The sequence below is a fragment of the Sphingomonas canaveralia genome, assembly GCF_047238125.1.
Taxonomy (GTDB): Bacteria; Pseudomonadota; Alphaproteobacteria; order Sphingomonadales; family Sphingomonadaceae; genus JBDFMH01.
This window is the reverse complement of sequence record NZ_JBDFMH010000001.1, coordinates 271,092-291,888: the sequence shown is the minus strand read 5'-3', so window position 1 is coordinate 291,888 and position 20,797 is coordinate 271,092. Positions and strand designations below refer to the sequence as shown.

At 68.0% G+C, this 20,797-nt stretch carries 20 protein-coding genes; 10 read left to right on the top strand and 10 right to left on the bottom strand.

Annotation, left to right across the window (positions count from 1 at the left end; all coding sequences use genetic code 11):
* Positions 1-41: 41 nt before the first annotated feature.
* Positions 42-1,493, top strand: a complete 1,452-nt coding sequence (locus tag ABC347_RS01440; protein ID WP_413244006.1) for an AMP nucleosidase — start codon at positions 42-44, stop codon at positions 1,491-1,493.
* A gap of 15 nt (positions 1,494-1,508) precedes the next feature.
* On the opposite strand, the gene ABC347_RS01435 is transcribed toward ABC347_RS01440, so the two are convergent.
* Together ABC347_RS01435 and ABC347_RS01430 are read right to left on the bottom strand one after the other, a co-directional pair.
* Positions 1,509-2,948 (bottom strand): MATE family efflux transporter, encoded by a 1,440-nt coding sequence (locus ABC347_RS01435; protein WP_413244005.1) that lies wholly within the window; start codon positions 2,946-2,948, stop codon positions 1,509-1,511.
* On the bottom strand, positions 2,949-5,570 hold the full coding sequence (locus ABC347_RS01430; RefSeq protein ID WP_413244004.1) for a valine--tRNA ligase: 2,622 nt from the start codon (positions 5,568-5,570) through the stop codon (positions 2,949-2,951).
* A gap of 78 nt (positions 5,571-5,648) precedes the next feature.
* Here ABC347_RS01430 and ABC347_RS01425 point away from each other — a divergent pair, with 78 nt between their 5' ends.
* Genes ABC347_RS01425 through ABC347_RS01400 form a run of 6 tightly spaced genes read left to right on the top strand, consistent with a single transcriptional unit; the run spans position 5,649 to position 11,019 of the window.
* On the top strand, positions 5,649-6,284 hold the full coding sequence (locus ABC347_RS01425; protein WP_413244003.1) for a phosphoribosylanthranilate isomerase: 636 nt from the start codon (positions 5,649-5,651) through the stop codon (positions 6,282-6,284).
* On the top strand, positions 6,281-7,534 hold the full coding sequence (gene trpB / locus ABC347_RS01420) for a tryptophan synthase subunit beta (RefSeq protein ID WP_413244002.1): 1,254 nt from the start codon (positions 6,281-6,283) through the stop codon (positions 7,532-7,534). The genes ABC347_RS01425 and trpB overlap by 4 nt, the downstream gene beginning before the upstream one ends.
* The gene (gene trpA, locus ABC347_RS01415) at positions 7,531-8,355 is read left to right on the top strand and encodes a tryptophan synthase subunit alpha (RefSeq protein WP_413244001.1); all 825 of its coding nucleotides are present in this window, start codon (positions 7,531-7,533) and stop codon (positions 8,353-8,355) included. Before trpB ends, trpA begins: the two co-directional genes overlap by 4 nt.
* Positions 8,352-9,200 (top strand): acetyl-CoA carboxylase, carboxyltransferase subunit beta, encoded by an 849-nt coding sequence (accD, locus tag ABC347_RS01410; RefSeq protein WP_413244000.1) that lies wholly within the window; start codon positions 8,352-8,354, stop codon positions 9,198-9,200. Before trpA ends, accD begins: the two co-directional genes overlap by 4 nt.
* An 8-nt stretch (positions 9,201-9,208) precedes the next feature.
* Positions 9,209-10,537: a bifunctional folylpolyglutamate synthase/dihydrofolate synthase gene (locus ABC347_RS01405; RefSeq protein WP_413243999.1), complete on the top strand. Its 1,329-nt coding sequence runs from the start codon at positions 9,209-9,211 to the stop codon at positions 10,535-10,537.
* A 59-nt stretch (positions 10,538-10,596) separates the two neighbouring features.
* Complete coding sequence (locus ABC347_RS01400; protein WP_413243998.1) at positions 10,597-11,019, top strand: DUF6628 family protein; 423 nt, start codon at positions 10,597-10,599, stop codon at positions 11,017-11,019.
* Between the two features lie 3 nt (positions 11,020-11,022).
* Here the strand turns inward: ABC347_RS01400 and ABC347_RS01395 are convergent, their stop codons facing one another.
* The 3 genes from ABC347_RS01395 to ABC347_RS01385 are packed head-to-tail and all read right to left on the bottom strand — an operon-like array spanning position 11,023 to position 13,587.
* Entirely contained in the window at positions 11,023-11,772 is a 750-nt protein-coding gene (locus ABC347_RS01395) for a tetratricopeptide repeat protein (protein WP_413243997.1), read from the bottom strand.
* The gene (locus ABC347_RS01390; RefSeq protein ID WP_413243996.1) at positions 11,772-13,121 is read right to left on the bottom strand and encodes an AmpG family muropeptide MFS transporter; all 1,350 of its coding nucleotides are present in this window, start codon (positions 13,119-13,121) and stop codon (positions 11,772-11,774) included. The genes ABC347_RS01395 and ABC347_RS01390 overlap by 1 nt, the downstream gene beginning before the upstream one ends.
* A gap of 40 nt (positions 13,122-13,161) precedes the next feature.
* A complete protein-coding gene (locus ABC347_RS01385) occupies positions 13,162-13,587 on the bottom strand; it encodes a response regulator (protein ID WP_413243995.1) in 426 nt (141 codons plus the stop codon).
* A gap of 101 nt (positions 13,588-13,688) precedes the next feature.
* Here ABC347_RS01385 and ABC347_RS01380 point away from each other — a divergent pair, with 101 nt between their 5' ends.
* Positions 13,689-14,486: a pseudouridine synthase gene (locus ABC347_RS01380; protein WP_413243994.1), complete on the top strand. Its 798-nt coding sequence runs from the start codon at positions 13,689-13,691 to the stop codon at positions 14,484-14,486.
* A 10-nt stretch (positions 14,487-14,496) separates the two neighbouring features.
* Entirely contained in the window at positions 14,497-15,036 is a 540-nt protein-coding gene (gene rsmD / locus ABC347_RS01375; protein WP_413246976.1) for a 16S rRNA (guanine(966)-N(2))-methyltransferase RsmD, read from the top strand.
* Between the two features lie 27 nt (positions 15,037-15,063).
* Here the strand turns inward: rsmD and ABC347_RS01370 are convergent, their stop codons facing one another.
* From ABC347_RS01370 to ABC347_RS01350, 5 genes are read right to left on the bottom strand one after another with little or no spacing between them, the layout of a single operon-like run.
* The gene (locus ABC347_RS01370) at positions 15,064-16,341 is read right to left on the bottom strand and encodes an MFS transporter (protein ID WP_413243993.1); all 1,278 of its coding nucleotides are present in this window, start codon (positions 16,339-16,341) and stop codon (positions 15,064-15,066) included.
* Between the two features lie 46 nt (positions 16,342-16,387).
* Positions 16,388-17,653, bottom strand: coding sequence for an MFS transporter (locus ABC347_RS01365; protein ID WP_413243992.1), 1,266 nt, complete (start codon positions 17,651-17,653; stop codon positions 16,388-16,390).
* 42 nt (positions 17,654-17,695) lie between these two features.
* Complete coding sequence (locus ABC347_RS01360) at positions 17,696-19,168, bottom strand: class I adenylate-forming enzyme family protein (RefSeq protein WP_413243991.1); 1,473 nt, start codon at positions 19,166-19,168, stop codon at positions 17,696-17,698.
* Positions 19,165-19,545, bottom strand: a complete 381-nt coding sequence (locus tag ABC347_RS01355) for a MaoC/PaaZ C-terminal domain-containing protein (protein ID WP_413243990.1) — start codon at positions 19,543-19,545, stop codon at positions 19,165-19,167. The genes ABC347_RS01360 and ABC347_RS01355 overlap by 4 nt, the downstream gene beginning before the upstream one ends.
* Positions 19,542-19,970 carry a hypothetical protein gene (locus ABC347_RS01350; RefSeq protein ID WP_413243989.1) on the bottom strand — a complete coding sequence of 143 codons (429 nt, stop codon included), beginning with the start codon at positions 19,968-19,970 and terminating at the stop codon, positions 19,542-19,544. The genes ABC347_RS01355 and ABC347_RS01350 overlap by 4 nt, the downstream gene beginning before the upstream one ends.
* Positions 19,971-20,088: 118 nt before the next feature.
* On the opposite strand from ABC347_RS01350, the gene ABC347_RS01345 reads away from it, so the two are divergent.
* A complete protein-coding gene (locus ABC347_RS01345; RefSeq protein ID WP_413243988.1) occupies positions 20,089-20,784 on the top strand; it encodes a TetR/AcrR family transcriptional regulator in 696 nt (231 codons plus the stop codon).
* Positions 20,785-20,797: the final 13 nt, after the last annotated feature.

Genomic DNA, 20,797 nt, shown 5'->3' with positions numbered 1-20,797 from the left:
TCGATCGGTGGCCGCACCACCTGTTTGCAAGAAAGGGCCCGATGGCCTCCGAACAAAGCTTCGCTACCGTCGACGAACTCGACCGGCTGTACCGCGCCTCGGTCGCGGCGCTGCGCCGTGCGCTCGCGCTCTACATCGAAACCGGGGAGCGCCCGGACGACGCCGCGCGGGCGGCGGGCGCCTTCGCTTATCCCGAGATCCGGCTGCATTATGACGGCTCGCTGCCGCGCGAACATCCTGCGCGCGCCTATGGCCGGCTGACCGCGGCGGGCGACTATGCCATCAGCGTCACCCAGCCCGCGCTGTTCCGCGACTATCTGGCAGAACAGCTGGACCTGCTGGTCAGCGATTATGGCGCGACGGTGGAGATCGGCCGTGGTCGGCAGGAGATCCCCTACCCCTATGTGCTCGACGCCGGACACGACATCGATCTGACCGGGGCGGCCGCGGTGGAGCTTGCGCGGATCTTCCCGGCCAACGAACTGGTCCATATCGGCGACGAGGTGGCGGACGGTTTCTGGACGCCTGCGGTACCCGATTCGGCCCGCCCGCTGGCGCTGTTCGATGCGCAGCGCGTCGACTTCAGCCTCGCCCGGCTGCGGCACTACACCGGCACGCCGCCGGCGCACGTCCAGAACTATATCCTGTTCACCAACTACAACCGTTATGTCGACGAATTCGTGCAGTGGGCGACCAGCATGATTTCTGCCGACGGGCCCTATCGACTGCTGAGCTGTTCGGGCGGACTGGAGATCGGCCCCGAACATCCCGATCCGGCCGGGGCGATCAGCGATTCGGCCTGGAAGAAGCATCAGATGCCGGCCTACCATCTGGTCGGGCCGGACCGATCGGGCATCACGCTGGTCAACATCGGCGTCGGCCCTTCGAACGCCAAGACGATCACCGATCATCTGGCCGTGATGCGGCCGGAAGCCTGGTTGATGATCGGCCATTGCGGCGGACTGCGCCCCAGCCAGCGGATCGGCGATTATGTTTTGGCCCACGCCTATCTGCGTGACGATCATGTGCTGGACGATGTGCTGCCGCCCGAAATCCCGATCCCGGCGATCGCAGAAGTCCAGGTGGCATTGAGCCGGGCGGCGGAGATCGTATCGGGCGAGAGCGGCGATCTGCTGAAGGCGCGGCTGCGCACCGGCACCGTCGTCACCACCGACGATCGCAACTGGGAGCTGCGCTACACGCGCTCCGCGCTGCGCTTCAACCAGAGCCGCGCGGTCGCGATCGACATGGAATCGGCGACATTGGCGGCGCAGGGTTATCGCTTCCGCGTGCCATATGGCACGCTGTTGTGCGTGTCGGACAAGCCGATCCATGGCGAGATCAAGCTGCCCGGCCAGGCCAATCGCTTCTACGAGCGTGCGATCAACGAGCATCTGCGGATCGGCATCGCCGCAATCGACGAGCTGCGCGCCACCGGCCGATCGCTCCACAGCCGCAAGCTGCGGGCGTTCAACGAACCGCCGTTCCGCTGATCGACGCCGGCAGACTCAGCCGGTGGGGCTGAGCTTGCCACAGGCATCGCCGTCGGCGAGCGCGGCTTCCTCCGCCTGCGCCGGCGGCACGAAACTGCCCTTGCGCCAGCTGCCGAAGCGGTAATAGCCGGCTCCGAGCAGCAGCGTGGCCAGCGATCCGGCCGGGAAGCTCCACCAGATCGCGTCCGCGCCCAGCACGGGATAGGCCAGCCGGGCGAGCCCGAGCCGGACCGGAAACAGCGCGACTGTCAGGATGACCAGCGGCGCGATCACCGCGCCGTTGGCGCGCACGGTAGCGAACAGCACCAGCGAGACGCCGAACAGGATGAAGCTCCAGCCGGCCAGGCGGTGGATATGTTCGGCGATCGGGATGGCGGGGCTGCCGGCCCCCAGGAACAGGCCGAGCGCGCCATGATCGGCAAGGGTGAGCGCCAGCACCAGCGCGCCAGTCAGCACCAGATTGAAGACGATGCCCCAGCGCGTGATCGCGCCGACCCGATCCCAGCGCCCGGCGCCGATATTCTGCGCGGCCATCGCGCTGACGGCGGCGCCGATCGCCATCGCCGGCATCTGGACATAGGTCCACAGCTGCTGGGTCACGCCATAGGCCGCGGTGACGATGACGCCCTCGCGATTGACCAGGCCGATCATCGCGAGGGCCGACACCGAGATTACGATCATCTGCAGGCCCATCGGCAGGCCCTTGCCCAGCATCGCGCGCCCCAGCGCAGGCGCGGGGCGGAGATAGGCGAGCTCGCCCCCGCGCAGCCGGACCGGCAGGTCGCGCGCATAGATCCAGCCGAGCAATGCGGCCAACGACACGACGGTCGCGATCAGTGTCGCCCAGGCGGATCCGGCTATGCCCAGCGCCGGGAACGGACCGATGCCTGCGATCAGCAGCGGGTTCAGCGCGATATCGAGCGCGACCGCCAGCCCCATGAACCATAGCGGCGTCAGCGAATCGCCCATGCCGCGCATCGCCATGATCAGCAGCGTCGAAACGAACGAGGCCGGCATCGCGAGGAAGATCACGCGGAGATAGGCCAGCGCCTCCGCACGCGCGCCGGATGGCGTCGCCAGCAGCGCCAGCAGATCGGGCGCCAGCAGCCAACCCACGACGGCGATGACGATCGACAGCCCGGCGAACAGGCCGAGCGCGCTGCCGACCGCGCGCCGCGCACCATCCAGATCGCGCGCGCCCATCCTCTGGCCGACCAGGATCGTCGCCGCCATGCCGAAGCCGAACATGGCCGCGAACATCAGGAACATCACGAGATTGGCATTGGACGTGGCCGCCAACGCATTCTCGCCAAGGAAACGGCCGACCCAGATCGCGTTCACCGATCCGTTCAGCGATTGCAGGATGCTCGATCCCAGCGTCGGCAAGGCGAACCGCAGCAGCGTGGCCGCGATCGGACCTGTCGTCAGATCACGCCGCGATGCTGCTGCCGCCATCTATGCGAGCCGCGCGAGCGCTGCGCCCAGCCGCTCCGCCTCGGCCGAACGTTCGGCATGATCGGCGCGCGCCTTGGCGACAGCTTCCGGCTTGGCCTTCTCAGCAAAGCCGGGCGAATCGAGCCGGCGCGCCAGCGCATCGCGCTCCTTTTCCGCCTGCGCGATCGCCTTGCCCAGCCGCGCGCGTTCGGCCGCGATGTCGATCACGCCTTCCAGCGGCAGCACATAGGTCGCCTCGTCGACCACGATCTGCGCCGCGCCGCCGGGCGGTGCATCATCAGTGGTGATGATCGAGACGCGCGCCAGGCGGGCAAGCGCCGCCGCCTGCGCGCCGAGCCGCACCGCTGTGTCGAGCCCGGCATCGCGCACATGCAGCGGCAGCTTCGCGCCCGGCGGCACCTGCAGTTCGGCGCGGGCGGCGCGGATGCCGTCGATCAGGCGGACCAGCCAGTCGATCTCGGCGGCCGCGGCGGGATCGATCGCGCGCGCATCGGCCATCGGCCACTTCGCCAGGATCAGATCATAAGGCCGGTCTCCGAGCGCATGCCACAGCTCCTCGGTGATGAACGGCATGAACGGGTGCAGGATGACCAGGATCTGGTCCAGCACCCAGCCTGCCACCGCCTTGGTTTCGTCGTCGATCTGGCCCTTGATCAGTTCAAGATACCAGTCGCAGAAGGTCGCCCAGACGAACTGATAGATGGTGTTGGCGGCCTCATCGAAGCGCAGGTCGGCCAGCGCCAGATCGAGTGCCTGGATGGTCTTAATGGTCTCTGCCAGGATCCAGCGGTTGACCACCTGTTCGGCCGCGGGCGGCTCCAGCGCGGTGCTGGCGCCGATGCCGTTGGCCTGCGCGAAGCGGGCGGCGTTCCACAGCTTGGTCGCGAAGTTGCGATAGCCTTCGACCCGCTTCTCATCGAGCTTGATATCGCGGCCCTGGCTTTCCATCGCCGCCAGCGTGAAGCGCAGTGCATCCGCGCCGAATTGATCGATCAGGCCCAGCGGATCGACCGTGTTGCCCTTGGACTTGGACATTTTCGCGCCGGTGGCATCGCGGACGAGCCCGTGGAGATACAATGTCTTCCAGGGCTTCTCGCCCATGAAGTGCAAGCCCTGCATGGCCATCCGCGCATCCCAGAAGAACAGGATGTCGAAGCCGGAGATCAGCACGTCGTTCGGATAATGGCGGCGCACCATCGCCTCGTCGTCGGGCCAGCCCAGCGTGCCGAACGGCCAGAGCGCGGACGAGAACCAGGTGTCGAGCACGTCCTCGTCGCGGGTCAGCCGGCGGTTGCCCGCCTGCGCCTGCGCGCCAGCCTCATCCTCGGCGACATAGGCGTTGCCGTCCTCGTCGTACCAAGCAGGTATCCGGTGGCCCCACCAGAGCTGGCGGCTGACGCACCAGGGCTGGATATTCTCCAGCCAGTTGTACCAGGTCTTCTTCCACGTCTCGGGCACCACGCGGATGTCGCCCGATCGCACCGCCTCGATCGCGGGGCCGGCCAGCGCCTTTGCGTCGACATACCATTGGTCGGTCAGCCAGGGCTCGATCACCACGCCCGACCGGTCGCCATAGGGCGTCTGGATCACGCGATCCTCGACCTTTTCGAGCAGGCCTTCGGCCTCGATTAGATCGACCACGCGTTTGCGCGCCTCGAACCGGTCTAATCCCACCAGATCGGCCGGGATCAGCCCGTCCGCGGTCTGGCAGACGACCGCCTTCGCATCGAGCATGTTGAGCATCTCGCCGGCCTTGAAGCCCGCGCGGCGCCCAACCTCGAAATCGTTGAAATCATGTCCCGGGGTGATCTTCACCGCACCTGATCCCAGCTCCGGATCGGCATGCTCGTCGGTTACGATCGCGATCAGCCGGCCGGTGATCGGCAGCCGGATCTGCTTGCCGACCAGCGCCGCATAGCGATCGTCGGCTGGGTTCACCGCCACCGCCATGTCGGCCAGCATCGTCTCGGGCCGCGTCGTCGCGACCGAGATATGGCCGGACCCGTCCGCCAGCGGATAGCGGAAGTGCCAGAACTTGCCGTTGATCTCCCGCGTCTCAACTTCGAGATCGGAAATGGCCGTGCCCAGGCCTGGATCCCAGTTCACCAGCCGTTTGTCGCGATACAGCAATCCCTGTGCGTGCAGATCGACGAACACTTTGATGACCGCGCGGCTGAAGCCCTCGTCCATCGTGAAGCGTTCGTTCGCCCAATCGCACGAAGCGCCCAGCCGGCGGAGCTGGCGGGTGATCTGACCGCCGCTCTCCGCCTTCCATTCCCACACCTTGTCGACGAACGCCTCGCGGCTGAAATCGGTGCGCTTTTCGCCCTTCGCGTTCAGCTGGCGCTCGACCACCATCTGGGTGGCGATGCCGGCATGATCGGTGCCGACCACCCAGAGCGCGTCCTTACCCTTCAGCCGGGCGTGGCGGATCAGGATATCCTGTAGGGTGTTGTCCAGCGCATGGCCGATATGCAGCGAGCCCGTCACGTTCGGAGGCGGGATCACGATCGTGAACGGCTCCGCCTCCGGCCGATCCGGGCGGAACCGGCCTTCCGCTTCCCAATGGGCATACCAGCGCGCTTCGATGGCGGCTGGGTCGAAAGTCTTGTCGATCGTCATGCCGCGCGATCTAGGGCCCAATCACGATCAGGACAACGCCGCCTTGAACCGCGCGCGCGAAAGGCGCACCTGCGCGCGATGCCTGTTCGTGCCAAGGTCTGCGGCCTTTCGACCGCCGCCACCGTCGCCGCCGCGGTCGGCGGCGGGGCGAGCCATGTCGGCTTCGTGTTTTTTCCCCGCAGTCCGCGCGATATCGATCCGGATCGCGCCGGATCGCTCGCCACGCCGCCGGGGGTCGGCCGGGTCGGCGTGTTCGTCGATCCCGACGACGAACTTCTCGCAACGGCGATCACGCGCGCACGGCTCACCGCGATCCAGCTGCACGGGCATGAGACGCCGGAGCGCGCGGCCGCGATCGCGAGAGCCCACAGCCTGGAGGTGTGGAAGGCGATCCCCGTCAAGCTGCGCGCCGATCTCACTGCGGCGCGCGCGTTTCGTGGCGCTGCCGATCGCATCCTCTATGACGCCAAGACGCCGGTCGGGGCCGATCTGCCCGGGGGCATGGGCCTGCGCTTCGACTGGACGCTGCTTAAGGGGCATGATCACCCGCTGCCCTGGGCGCTCTCCGGAGGGCTCGATGCGGGCAACGTCGCCGACGCCGCGGGGATGACCGGCGCGCGGCTCGTCGATGTCTCGTCGGGCGTGGAAAGCGCGCCGGGCGTCAAGGATGTGGACAAGATCGCGGGCTTCCTCCAATCGGTCGCCCAGCTATGACCGTGCAGACCACTCTTCCGGGCGGAGCGAACTCGCTGCGCGCCCAGCCCGACGATCGCGGGCATTTCGGCCAGTTCGGCGGACGCTATGTCGCCGAGACGCTGATGCCACTGATTTTGGATCTCGACCGCGAATATCGCGCGGCCAAGACCGATCCGGCCTTCAAGGCCGAGCTCGACGGGCTGATGACCCATTATGTCGGCCGCCCGAGCCCACTCTATTATGCCGAGCGGATGACCGAAGTGCTGCGCGCCAGCGCGCCCGAGGGCATGGGCCCGAAAATCTATTTCAAGCGCGAAGAGCTGAACCACACCGGCGCGCACAAGATCAACAATTGCATCGGCCAGATCCTGCTCGCCATCCGGATGGGCAAGACCCGGATCATCGCGGAGACGGGCGCAGGCCAACATGGCGTGGCGACCGCCACTGTGGCGGCCCGGTTCGGCCTGCCCTGCACCATCTTCATGGGCGCCAAGGATGTGGTGCGCCAGCAGCCCAACGTGTTCCGGATGAAGCTGCTGGGCGCAGAAGTCCGCGCGGTGGAAAGCGGCGCACAGACGCTGAAGGATGCGATGAACGAGGCGCTGCGCGACTGGGTCGCCAACGTCCACGACACCTTCTACATCATCGGCACCGCCGCAGGCCCGCATCCCTATCCGGAACTCGTCCGCGATTTCCAGTCGGTGATCGGGATCGAGGCGCGCGAGCAGATCTTGGCCGCGGAAGGCCGGCTGCCCGATCTGCTGGTGGCGGCGGTCGGCGGCGGATCGAATGCGATCGGCCTGTTCCACCCCTTCCTGGACGAACCGGCGGTCGAGATGCTGGGCATCGAGGCCGCGGGCCGCGGGCTGGATACCGACGCCCATGCCGCCAGCCTGACCGGTGGCACACCCGGCGTGCTCCACGGCAACCGCACCTATCTGCTGCAGGATGAAGACGGGCAGATCAGCGAGGCGCATTCGATCTCGGCCGGGCTCGACTATCCGGGCATCGGCCCTGAACATAGCTGGCTGCACGAGATCGGCCGCGTCACCTATCGCGGCGTGACCGATGATCAGGCGCTCGACGCCTTCCAGTTCTGTTGCCGCACCGAAGGCATCATCCCAGCGCTGGAATGTGCGCATGCGCTGTCAGCGGTGGCGGAGGAAGCCGCACGCCGCCCGCGCGACGGCATCATCCTGATGAACATGTCCGGCCGCGGCGACAAGGACATCTTCACCGTCGCAGAAGCGTTGGGGCAGCAGATATGAGCCGGCTGGCTGCCACTTTCGCGGCTTGCGCCGATGCCGGGCGCGCGGCCCTGGTCTGCTTCGTCACCGCCGGCGATCCATCGGCCGATGCCACCGCCGCGATCCTTGACGCGCTGGTCGATGGTGGTGCCGACGTGATCGAACTCGGCATGCCTTTCACCGATCCGATGGCGGACGGGCCGGCGATCCAGCGCGCCAACATCCGTTCGCTGTTAGCGGGAACGACGACCGCCAGCATCCTTGAAATCGCTCGGCAATTTCGCGCACGCCATGCGGATGTGCCGCTGGTGCTGATGGGCTATGCCAACCCGATGGTGGCGCGCGGTGCCGACTGGTTCGCAAAGGCGGCGCAGGATGCCGGCGCGGACGGCGTGATCTGCGTGGATCTGCCCCCCGAGGAAGGCGATATCCTCGGCCCGGCGCTTGCGGCGGAGGGGATCGACAGCATCCGCCTCGCCACCCCGACCACCGATGCCGCACGCCTGCCCACGGTGCTCGATGGCGCCTCGGGCTTCCTCTATTATGTTTCCGTCGCCGGGATCACCGGCCAGCAGCAGGCCGCGCTCGGCTCGATCGAGCAGGCGGTCGCCCGGCTTAAGGCAGCGACCGACCTGCCCGTCGCAGTCGGCTTCGGCGTGCGCACGTCCGATCAGGCCGCAGCGATCGCGCGCGTGGCGGATGGCGTGGTGGTGGGGTCGGCGATCATCGACGAGATCGAGCGACGGATCGAAGCGCCCGAAAGCATCCCGTTGGCAGTCCGCAGCTTCGTCAATGACTTGGCCGGCGCCGTTCGCGGCGCACGGCAGGAGATCGCCGCATGAGCTGGCTCGATCGCGTCCGCCAGAGCATCCCCTTCATCCAGAAGCGGGAAACGCCCGACAATCTGTGGCACAAATGCCCGTCGTGCGGGCAGATGATCTTCCTGAAAGAATATCAGGAAAACCAGTCGGTCTGCCCGAAATGCGAGCATCACGGCCGGATCGGGCCGTCGGCGCGGTTCGACCAGCTGTTCGACCAGGGCATCCACACGCTGCTGCCGACTCCCCCGGTGCGCGAGGATCCGCTGAAGTTCCGCGACCAGAAACGCTATGTCGACCGCATCAAGGCCGCCCGCACCGCGACCGGCGAGACCGACGCGTTGATCAACGCCAAGGGACTGATCGAGGGGCGCAAGGCGGTCGTCGGCGTCCAGGATTTCGCCTTCATGGGTGGATCGATGGGGCTGGGCGTGGGCGCGGCGTTCGTTGCCGGGGTGGAAGCCGCGATCGCGGATCGCTGCCCCTACATCATCTTCACCGCCGCCGGTGGCGCGCGGATGCAGGAAGGCATCCTCAGCCTGATGCAGATGCCCAAGACGACGGTTGCGATCGCGCAACTGCGCGAGGCGGGACTGCCCTATCTGGTGGTAATGACCGATCCGACGACCGGCGGCGTGACCGCGAGCTATGCGATGCTGGGCGATGTCCAGCTGGCCGAGCCGAACGCGCTGATCGGCTTTGCAGGCCAGCGCGTGATCGAATCGACGATCCGCGAGAAGCTGCCCGAAGGCTTCCAGCGCGCCGAATATCTGCTCGATCACGGCATGCTCGACATGGTCGTGCATCGTCACCGGTTGCGGGCCGAACTGGCGCGGCTGATCGGCTATCTGGTGCGCGAACCCGCCTGATCGTCGCGATGGCCGATCATGCCATCTCGGCCGACCCCGCCGTCCAGCAGCAGCTCGACCGGCTGGCGTCGCTTTCGCCCGGTGCGGATATATTGGGGCTGGACCGGATCGTACGGCTGCTCGACCGGCTGGGCAACCCGCAGGATCGGCTGCCGCCGGTGCTGCATGTCGCGGGTACCAACGGCAAGGGATCGACCTGCGCCTTCCTGCGTGCCGCGATCGAGGCGGCGGGGCTCAGCTGCCATGTCTATACCAGCCCCCACCTCGTCCGTTTCAACGAGCGGATCCGGCTGGGCGGCCGGCTGATCGGCGATCCGCTGCTGGCGCGACTGCTGGGCGAGGTGCTGGACGCGTCGGCCGATATCGGCCCGAGCTTCTTTGAGGTGACGACGGCAGCGGCGCTGCTCGCCTTCGCCGACGTACCGGCCGATGCTTGTGTGATCGAGGTCGGCCTGGGCGGGCGGCTGGATGCCACAAACGTCATCGCGCGGCCGCTGGTCTGCGGGATCGCTCAGCTCGGGCTGGATCACCAGGCGTTCCTGGGCGATCGGATCGAGGATATCGCCGCAGAAAAAGCCGGGATCGCTCGCGCCGGGGTGCCGCTGGTCACGATGCACTATGCCGCGCCCGTCGCCGATCGGGTCGGGCGCACGGCCGCGGCGGCAGGGGCCCGGTGGAGCCCCAAGGGCGCTGGTTGGGACGTCACGGCCTATCGCGGGGCGCTGCATTACCGCGATGCCGCAGGCCGGATCGATCTGCCGCTGCCGCGACTGGCGGGTGCGCACCAGGCGCTGAACGCGGGGCTCGCGATCGCGATGCTGCGCCATCAGGATCGGCTGGTGATTCCGGAGACCGCCCTGCGCGCCGCGATGGGCTGGGCGGACTGGCCGGCGCGGCTGCAGCGGCTGAACCATGGCACGCTGGCGGAACGGTTGCCGGCCGGAGCCGAACTATGGTTGGACGGCGGCCACAATCCCGCCGCGGCGCGCGTGATTGCCGATCATTTCCGCGGCCACGTGCCGGCCGGGCGCCCGCTGCACATCGTCCTGGGGCTGCTCGCGAACAAGGATCCGGCGGGGGTGCTGCGCCCGTTCGCGCAGCGCGGCGCGGTGATCCATCCGGTGCCGGTGCCGGGCCACGATCATCATGATCCCATGGCGCTCGCCGCTGGCGCGGCCGCCATCGGGCTTGTCGCGACGCCCGCCGCCGATCCCGCGAGCGCGATCGACCATATCCTGCGCCACGCCGATCGGGCCGCGCCGCCGATCATCCTGATCATGGGCTCGCTCTATCTGGCGGGCAGAGTGCTGGCGGAGAATGGGACGCCACCTGAGTGATTATTGCGATTGACTTGCAATAGCGGATAAGCTTTTCTCGCTTCGAGAGGAGACTGCCGATGCCCACTCAAGCGCCGGATACGATGCTGCCCCATGCCGCGCCACAGTCGCGCGATCAGCGGCTGATGCTGTTCGCGATCCGCCGGATCGCGGTCGGCGGGCTGGACGATGCCCATGCAGCGCATGCCTTTCTGATCGCGTTCGGGCGCAGTTTCAGGCGTCCCCTGCTGCTGACCCGGGCGTTGATGGCGGAAGTCTCGCGCGTATCGGCGACGCGGATCCTGGTGGCACCCTGCTGCTGCCCGCGCGCGACCGCGCACGAAGCCGGGCTGCTGGACGCAATCACGGCCGCCATCCAAGACCCGCGCGGGGCGCATGACCGGTTGGCGGCGATGCTGAACGTGCGCCACTGCCTGGGCGCGATCACCAGCGCGCAGGCCGTGGCGCAGGCGTTCGCCGACCTCGGCCGGCCGATCGGCTGACGATCAGCCTGCGCGCAGATCTGCCAGCGCGGTCTGTGCCCAATCATACATCGCGCGATGTTCTGCGCGGGCGAGCCGATCGAGCCGCTTCTCGCGCCGTTCGACCTCCTCGAGCACCGCAAGCGCATCGGCTTTGCGGCCCATCTCGATCAGCAACGCGGCCTGCAGGCAGCGGGCCTCGTCACCCGGCAGGCGCGTGGCGATGTCCGCATAGAGCGTCGCAGCCTCCTCCCGCCGATCGGCAGCATGAAGCGCGCGGGCGCGGACGAGCGATTCGCGATCGGCGGCACTCGGGGTTCCGGCCGGCGGCAGTGCCTCCATCAGCGCGAGCGCGCCCACCGCATCGCCGCTGTCGAGCAGGCAGCGCGCCAGCTTCACGCTCAACCCGCGATCCTGGCCGGGGCTCCGGGCGATCGCCGCGCGGTAATGGCGGATGGCCTCGCCGGGGCGGTCCAGCGCAGCCAGCGCATCACCGACCCGCGCTTCGTTGGCAGCAGTCTCTGCGACCTCCAGCGCATCGCGCGCGGCGCGCAGCTCGCGTTCGGGATCGATCGCCTTGCCAGCCGCTGCAGATAGCGTGCGTACGTGACGCTGGTGGCGCAACCCGGGTAGGATCTCCAGGATCAGATAGGCCAGGCTACCGGCCACCGGCAGCAATGCGATCGCGAGGATCCATAGTTGGTTGCGGCCATTGCGAACGACGTGGATGATCAGTGCGACCTGGATGGCGATCGAGAGGATCAGGAACGGCATCAGTCGTCCGCGACAGCCTGTGCGCCCGGCTGGCGGACATGCTCGACCACGAATCCGCGCCGCCAAAGCAGGAGAAGCAGCAGCATGCCGGGGATCGCCACGGCGGTCGTCACCAGCCAGAAGCCGGGCCAGCCCAGCCGATCGGCGATGATGCCCGCCGGGGTCGACAGCCAGGTGCGCCCGACCGCCGCGAACGACGACAGCAGCGCGAACTGGGTCGCGGTATAGGCGAGGTTGGAGAGCCCGGAGAGATAGGTCACGAATACGGTGAGCCCGATGCCGCTCGTCACCTGCTCGGTCGCGACCGCGATGGTGAGCCAGGTCGTCGAATGGCCCGCCAGCGCCAGCATCACGAAGGTCAGGTTGCTCAGCATCATCAGCAGGCCCGACACCAACAGCGCACGCCCCATGCCCAGCCATGCCAGGAACGGGGCCGCCAGCGCGATGCCGACGATCAGCCCCCAGAAACCGACGATCTTGTTGATCGCGATGAACTCGGTGTCCGAAAAACCCAGCTCGACGATCATCGGATTGAGCATCACCTGCCCCATCGCATCGCCTAGTTTGTAGATGAGCACGAACAGCAGGATCAGCAGCGCGCCGCGCCGACCGAAGAATTCGCGGAACGGCCCGACGATCGTGGTGCCGATCCATTCGCCGAAGGATAGCCGTTCGCCGTCGCGCTCCAGCGCTTGATCGTGCAGCCCCCGCCCCGCCCACAGTGCGGCGATAATGCCGGGAACGACGCAGAACCCGGTAAGCCCGTAGGCGATCCCCCAGCCGAGATTCGCACCTTCGGGAGACGCCATCGCGATCGTGCCGACCCCGGCAATGAATGCGCCGAGCCGATAGCCGAACTGGTTGTTCGCGGTGCCGTGCGGCAGTTCGTCTTCGGGCAGGATCTCGATCCGGTACGCATCGATCACGATATCCTGGGTCGCGCCCAGGAACGCCGTGACGATCGCCCAGAAGGCAAACAGGCCGAGATTCTGCTCGGGCTGGCTCAACCCGAGCATCCAGACCGATCCGAACAGCAGCGCCATCACGAAGAACAGCCAGGCGCGGCGCTGGCCGAACCAGCCGGTCAGGATCGGCAGCTTCAGCCGATCGATCAGCGGCGCCCAGAGGAATTTCAGCGTGTAGGGCGTGGTAAGGCCGACCGCGAAGCCGATCGTTTTCTTGTCGATGCCGACCTTCGCCAGCCAGAATGTCATCGTGCCCAGCAGCAACGCCAGCGGGAAGCCGCTGGATATGCCCAGCAGCAATGCCGCGATCGGCCGGGGGCGCACATAAGGTGCCATGGTTTCGCGCCAGCGCGAGCGGCCGGCGGGTGCGTGCGCAATGCTCATCGCGGCCACCATAGCGTCGGCGGCCTGCGTAGGAAAATGATCAGTGCGCGAAGAAGGTCAGCCCGGCCGGCGGCTTGCGCACCGGCCGCCCGGCCAGCGTGGCATCGACCGCCTCGATTGCACCAAGCAGCGCGAGCGGCGGATACGGCTTGGCAAGGCAGCCAATCGACAGCGCCTGCGCATCGACCGGGCACGCGCCCGTCACGAACAGCAGCGGCACGCCCTTCGCCTTGGCCGCGTGCGCCACTTCGAGACCCGTGCCGCCGGCGGAAAGGTTCACATCTGCCAGCACCAGATCAATCTCGTTCTCGGCGATCGCGCGCACGGCGTCCTCGACGGTATCCACGGTCGCAACGACCTCATACCCGGCATCGCCCACGATATGTTCGTTGTCGAACGCGACCAGCGGCTCATCCTCGACGATCAGGATGCGATTGATGGTTCGCTTGCGTCGCCCGAAGATCATTCCGCCCCTGCGCCCCCTTTACGATCTGGTCTGGCTGGCGAACGCGCTGACAAGCGCTTATGTCCGCCCGATCATCCGAACCCCTGCCTATTTCTGGAGCAATGCCCCTGTCGCCTTCCCGTTCCACGTCCGGCCCGCCAAAGGTGGAACCCGATCGTCCGCTCAAGGCTTCGGCCGGCAAGGCGCCCCAGCGTATCGCCAAGCTGCTGGCGCGCGCCGGCATCGCATCCCGCCGCGAGATCGAGCGGATGATCGCGGATCGCCGCGTGGCGATCGATGGCATCGCTATCGAAACGCCGGCGACGCTGCTCACCTCGCTCCACAAAGTGACCGTCGATGGCAAGCCGGTGGCACAGCCCACGCCCGCGCGGCTGTTCCGCTATCACAAGCCGCCCGGCCTGCTGACGGCCGAGCGCGATCCGAAGGGGCGGCCGACCATCTATGACCGGCTGCCGACCGACCTGCCGCGGGTGATGCCGGTCGGGCGGCTCGACCTGAATACCGAAGGGCTGCTGCTGTTGACGACCGATGGGGAGCTGAAGCGCACGCTGGAACTACCGTCGACCGGGATCCCACGCACCTATCGCGCGCGAGCCTATGGCGCGATCAGCCAGGATCAGCTGGAGGATCTGATCGAGGGTATCGAGATCGACGGCATGCGATACGGATCGATCGACGCCAATCTCGAACGGCGCACCGGCGCCAATGTCTGGATCGAGATGAAGCTGACCGAAGGCAAAAACCGCGAGGTACGCCGCGTGCTGGAACATCTCGGCCTGCAGGTCAGCCGTCTGATCCGCACCGCCTATGGCCCCTTCCCGCTCGGCGATCTGGCGCCGGGCGCGGTCGATGAGATCCGCCAGCATGATCTGGTGGCGTTCCGCCGCGGACTGAAGTGACCGCATGGCCTTGAGGATCATTGCGGGGCAATGGCGCGGTCGTGCGCTGGCGGTGCCGAAGGGTGAGGTGACGCGGCCGACTGCGGACCGCACGCGCGAGGCGCTGTTCTCGATGCTGGTCAGCCGGATCGGCGGGTTCGACGGACTGGCGGTGGCGGATCTCTTCGCAGGCACGGGCGCGCTTGGGCTGGAGGCGTTGTCGCGCGGGGCGGCACGCTGCACCTTCGTCGAGCAGGATCGCGCTGCGGTGGACGCGCTGAAGGCCAACATCGCCGCGTTGGGAGCGGCGGCCGATGTGCGCGCCGGATCGGTTTCCGCGCTCGGGCCGGCGGCGGCGGCGCACGATCTGCTGCTGTTCGATCCCCCTTACGGATCGGGTGGCGCGGGCGCGCTGATCGAGCGGCTGACCCGGCTGGGCTGGGCGGCGCCCGCAGCCTGGGCGAGCGTGGAGACCGCCCGCGACGAGGCGGTTTCGGCCAGCGGCTGGGCGGTCGAGGCGGAACGCGTCTACGGCAAGGCCAAGTTGACGCTGCTCCGCCGCGACGGCTGATTCCGCCAGGGTCGATTTACGGCCGGCTCAGCTTTCACGCCCCCGAAGGATCCAGAGCGCGGCCAGACTGACCAGCGAAGCGCCGCCCATGTACAGGCCGACCGTCCACAGCCCATATTCGATCGCCAAGGACTGAGCGACGAGCGGGGTCAGCCCGCCGCCGATGATTCCGCCCACGTTGAACGCGATCGACGCGCCGGTGTAGCGCACGCGCGCCGGAAACAGGTGCGGCAGCCACCCACCAAGCGGGCCGTAGACGAAGCCCATCAGCAGCAGCGTGAGGCTTAGGAAGACAAAGGCACCGCCCAGCCCCGCGCCCATCAGTGGTGCGATCACCAGCCCCGCCGCGACTGCGCCGATGCAACCGGCCATCAGCACGCGGCGGGCATCGAAGCGATCGGACAGCCAGCCTGCGAGCAGGATGCCGCCCGCCATGAACAGGATCGCGCCGAGCTGGACCGACAGGAACGCCTGCCGATCATAGCCGAGCGCGGTGGTGCCGAAGCTGAGCGCGAAGGCGGTGGCGACGTAGAAGATCGCGAAGCAGGCGATGGTGGCGAAGGTGCCGGCCAGCGTCGGCAGCAGATGATCGCGCAGCAATTCGGCTACCGGCACGCGCGGCGGCGGCGCTTCTTCCAACGCAGCGCGGAAGGCCGGCGTTTCGGTCAGCTTCAGGCGGACGAAGAGGCCGACGCCGACCAGCAGCGCGCTGGCCAGGAACGGCAGCCGCCAGCCCCATTCCATGAACTGCTGAGGCGTGAGCGTGAGGCCCAGGATCAGGAAAAGGCCATTGGCGGCGATGAAGCCGACCGGCGCGCCCAGCTGCGGGAACATGCCATAGCGTGCGCGCCAGCCGGGTGGCGCATTCTCCGACGCCAGCAGCGCCGCCCCGCCCCATTCGCCGCCCAGGCCGAAGCCCTGGCCGAACCGCAGCAGGCACAGGATCGCCGGTGCCCACCAGCCGATCGCGGCATAGCCCGGCAGGAAAGCGATAAGCAGCGTCGACAGCCCCATGATCAGCAGCGAGACGACCAGCGTCGACTTGCGCCCGATGCGATCGCCGAAATGTCCGAACGCAATCGCGCCGAACGGTCGAGCGATGAACGCGACCGCAAAGGTAGCGAACGACTGCAACTGCTGGATCGCAGGGTCGCCCGCGGGAAAGAACAGGGGTCCGAACACCAGGCTGGCGGCGGTGGCGTAGATATAGAAGTCGTAAAATTCGACTGCAGTGCCGACCAGGCTGGCGCCCAGCACGCGGCGCGCCGATCCCGATTGCGGCTGTGGCGCTGCGGCTGTCGTCATCATCGTCCCCCTTGCCGGGCGCGCTTCGCCCCCTGGCGCGGCGTCGTCAAGCCGCGGCGCGCAGCGGCCGCCGGATCGCGAGCGACGCCATGCCCGCTAGCATCGCCGCCGCCCCGGCAAGCAGGAAGGCGATCAGATAGCTGCCGCTGGCGGATCGGATCGCGCCGGCGCCGACCGCGGCCAGCGCTGCGCCCAGCTGGTGGCCGACCAGCACCCAGCCGAAGATCAGCGGCGCATCGCGATCGCCGAACGCCTCTGTCGTCAGCTTCATGGTGGGCGGCACGGTGGCGATCCAGTCCAGCCCGTAGAAGACCGCGAAGACGGTGAGGCTGGCGAAATCGAAGCCGCTATAGGGCAGCGCGATCAGTGAGATGCCGCGCAGCGCATAATAGACGCACAGCAGCTTGCGCGGATCATAGCGATCGGTGAGCCAGCCCGAGGCCGTGGTGCCGACCAGATCGAACACGCCCATCATCGCCAGCAACCCGGCCGCCTGCACGGCGCCCAGCCCCATGTCGCCGCAATAGGCGATCAGGTGCACGCCGATCAGTCCGTTGGTGGTGAGGCCGCACACGAAGAAGGTGCTGAACAGCAGCCAGAAGATCGGCTCGCGTGCCGCCCGCGCAAGCCCGGCGAAGGCGATTGCGATCGTGTCCGCCGCGCGCACCGGTGTTTCGGGCGCGGTCTGCAGCTGCCCGCCATGCGGCGCGATCCCGATCGCCGCCGGCCGTTCGGGCACCAGCCACAGCACCAGCGGCATCAGCAGCAGCGGCGCGAGCCCGGTGGCGAGCACGACGAAACGCCAGCCGCCCGCCTCGCCCGCCCAGGCGAGCACTGGCAGGAAGACCAGCGCGCCAGTCGCGGCGCTGGCGCTGAGCATGCCCATCACCAGCCCACGCCGCGCGACGAACCAGCGATTGGCGATCGCAGCGCCCAGCACCGGCGCCACCGCCCCGGTGCCGAGACCCGAGAGCAGGCCCCAGCACAGGATATACTGCCAGGGCTCGCGCATCCCCAGGCTGAGCAGGCTGGCGGCAGACATTAGCAGCAGCCCGCCGAGCAGCGTGCGGCGGATACCGATCGCCTGCATCAGCGCGCCCGCAAACGGCCCGGTCAGCCCGTAGAGGAAGATGCCGGCGCCCGCCGCGGCCGACAGCATCGCGCGATCCCAGCCGAATGCGCGTTCCAGCGGGAGCATCATCACGCCCGGCGCAGCGCGCATCCCCGCCGACACGAGCAGCGACAGGAAGGTGGCAGCGACCACCACCCAGACATAATCGTCGCCCAGCGACCGGCGAATGGCGCGGCTCATCGACGCAGATTAAGTTGCAAAGCGCAACCGGCGCAAGGCCCGTCAGCCGATCATCGCCTCAACCGCCTCGCGGATGATCTTGCCGCTGGCGCTGCGCGGGAAATCGTCGAGCGCGACGAAGCGGATCTCGCGCGGGCGCTTGTATCCGGCCAGCTGCGCGCGGCAGAGCGCGTCGACCGCATTGGCATCCAGCGCATCGTCGCACCGCGCGATTACCGCGACCGGGATCTCGCCCCAGCGGTCGTCCGCCTTGCGCACCACGATGGCATCGGCGACTCGCGGATCGGCCAGCAGCACGCGTTCGATCTCGGCCGGATAGATATTCTCGCCGCCGGACTTGATCAGATATTTGGAGCGGCCGACGAACATGTAGCCATCGGCATCGCGGCGGAAGAGATCGCCCATCGGAAACCAGCCGTCGACGAAGCAATCCCCGCCGATACCGCCGTCGCGCCAATAGCCGCTGAACAGCGTCGGGCCTCGCACCCATGCCTCGCCGACATCGCCGGCCGCAACATCCTCGCCGCCAGCGACCAACCGCAGCTCGGTCAGCACGCTCAACCGCTTGGGGAAGCGATCGGGCGCGGCGCCGACCGGCACCAGCCCAGCCGACAGCGGCGGCATCCCCGTCTCGGTCGCGCCGAACGTATCGAGATAGGGCGCATCCAGCGCGGCGGTGATCGCCGCGATCGTGGCCGCGGGCACCAGATCGGCCATGCAGCCGACCGCCTTCACCCCCACCGGCACCAGCGCACGCTCGGCGATCTCGGCGAGCAACGGCTCGATCGTGGCCGGCACCAGCAATAGCCAGCCGATCCGGTATGCGGCCAGCGCATCGGCGATCGCGGCGGCATCGAACCCGTCGACCACGATCGCGTGCCCGCCGGACATCAGCGTGGCCAGCAGATGCTCGGTGCCGCCCATGTGGAACATCGGCGCCCAGGCGACATAGCCATCCTCGCCCGATAGGCCGAGATCGAGCCGCAGCGCGCACATCCGCGCGATTTCGGCACGGTGGCTGATCACCGCCGCCTTGGGCAGGCCGGTGGTGCCGCTGGTGTAGATGATCAGCAGGCCGTCTTCGGGTTCGGCGGCGCACGGCGTTTCGCCATCGGCTTCGATCCCGCCCAGCGCGGCCACCTGAACGCCGCCCGCCACCCGCTCTGCCTGCGCACGGTGTCGGTCGGAGGCGAGCAGCAGCAGCGGCGCGACCAGACCGATGCAATGAACGAGCTCGGGATCGGCCAGCCGCCAGTTCTGGCAGGCGGCGATCGCACCCAGCTTGGCGCAGGCCAATTGCGCCACCGAATAGGCGATGCTGTTCTCCGACAGGATCGCGACGCGTGCGCCGCGGGCAACGCCGCGCGCCGCGAGCCCGGCCGCGACCCGATCCACCCGCGCCACGAGAGACCGGAAGTCGAGCCGTTCGTCGCCCTGGCTGAGCGCGAGCGCATCCGGCGTCGCATCGGCGCGCATCCGCACCAGTGGATAGACGCTGGTGGCGCCCGCAATCATGCCGGATCGTCGCGCAGTGTGGCCGCGACACGCAGCACCGGCTGCCCATCCCCGATGCGATCGACGGCCAGCTCGCCCTGGTTTCCCGCCAGCGTGCCGGTCGCAACGACGCTCTGTTCGGAAAGAACATTGCCCAGGAAGCGCGCCTCGATCGTGGCGATGTCGCGATCCGGCACGGCCGCCAGCAGCAGGTTGATCGCATAGGCCAGGTTGGTCGGCCCGGGATTGACGGTATGCTGGCCGAAGCCAAGCGCTTCCGCCGCGGCGCGATCGCTGTGGATCGGGTTCGCATCGTTCAGCGCCTGTGCCCAGCGGGCCATCGGCTCTGCCGTGACCGGATCGATCCGCAGCAGCGGCAGTTCGACCGGCGCGCTCATGCCGCCACCCCGCGCACCGGGAGCACCCAGGTGAGCGCCACTTCGGCATCGCGCATTCCATCGCGCTCCAGCCGGATCACCAGCTTCGCGTGATCGGCCGCGCCATAGGCCCGGCTCGGCTTGCGGATCAGCCCGGTCAGCATCGCGTGCACCTCATAGGTCAAATCGATCCGCAGCGGGCGATCATATTGGATCGTGCAGCTGGCCAGCAGCGGCCCCACCGAGATCGAGGAGCCCAGCATCACGCACACATCGGCGATCGGCGCGCCCAACCCACCGAGCGCCGCCACGAATGCCATGATCGGATGGGCGGCATCGCCGATCCGGTCCGGCGCATGTGATGTCGTGCGGACCATCGCGTCGGTGTCGCCGTCGATCCGATACTGCCCCACCGGCAATGCGAAAGGTTCGAAATCACGCGCCACGCATCAACCTTCTCCGCTGGCATTGACCCGTTTGTCGCGCCCCAGAATAAGGGACGCCGACGATCATCGGCCGCGCCCGGCATCTCGCCGCGGCCCGGTCGCAGAGCGGAGCCAGGATATGAGCGAGGCCGATATTGCGGATACGGTGGCCTGGCGACGCCGAAAGGCGTTTCGCCGGCCCGAGATCCTGGCGGCCGCGCGCGCGCTGATCGAGGAGGAAGGCGCGGCCGCGGTGTCGATGGCGCGGATCGCGAAGGCAGCGGGCGTGTCCGAGGCGACGGTCTACAAATATTTCGAGAGCAAGCAGGATCTGGTCAACCACATCCTTGACCAGTGGGCGGGGCCGTTCGTCGATCGGCTGGCCGAGGAACTGGCCGGGCTGACCGGCCTGCGCGATCGGCTGCTGGTGGTTGCGACCCGGTTTTTGGGGGCGATGGACGAGACGCCCAAACTGCTGCGGGTCTATTACCAGGAACTGCGCTGGTCCGATTATCGCGGGTCGGGGCTGCACAAGCTCAACAGCCGCTTCGCCCGTAGCGTGAGCGACGCGATCCGCGACGCCATCGCCCGTGGCGAAGTGGGCGATTGCGATCCCGCGATGGTGCGCGACATGCTGTTCGGCGGGCTCGAGCATATCGGCATGCGGACCAGCTTCGCCGGTCGCCGCATCGAAGTGGAGCGCGAGGCGGCTCGCTATGTCGATCTCATGCTGAGCGGCCTGCTGCGCCCGAGCCGCCCGCCCGCCCCCGGCGACATCGACCGGCTGGCCGACCTTGTCGACAGGATCGAGGCCGCGGTCGGCCGCAGCGACTGATCGGGCACCGGCA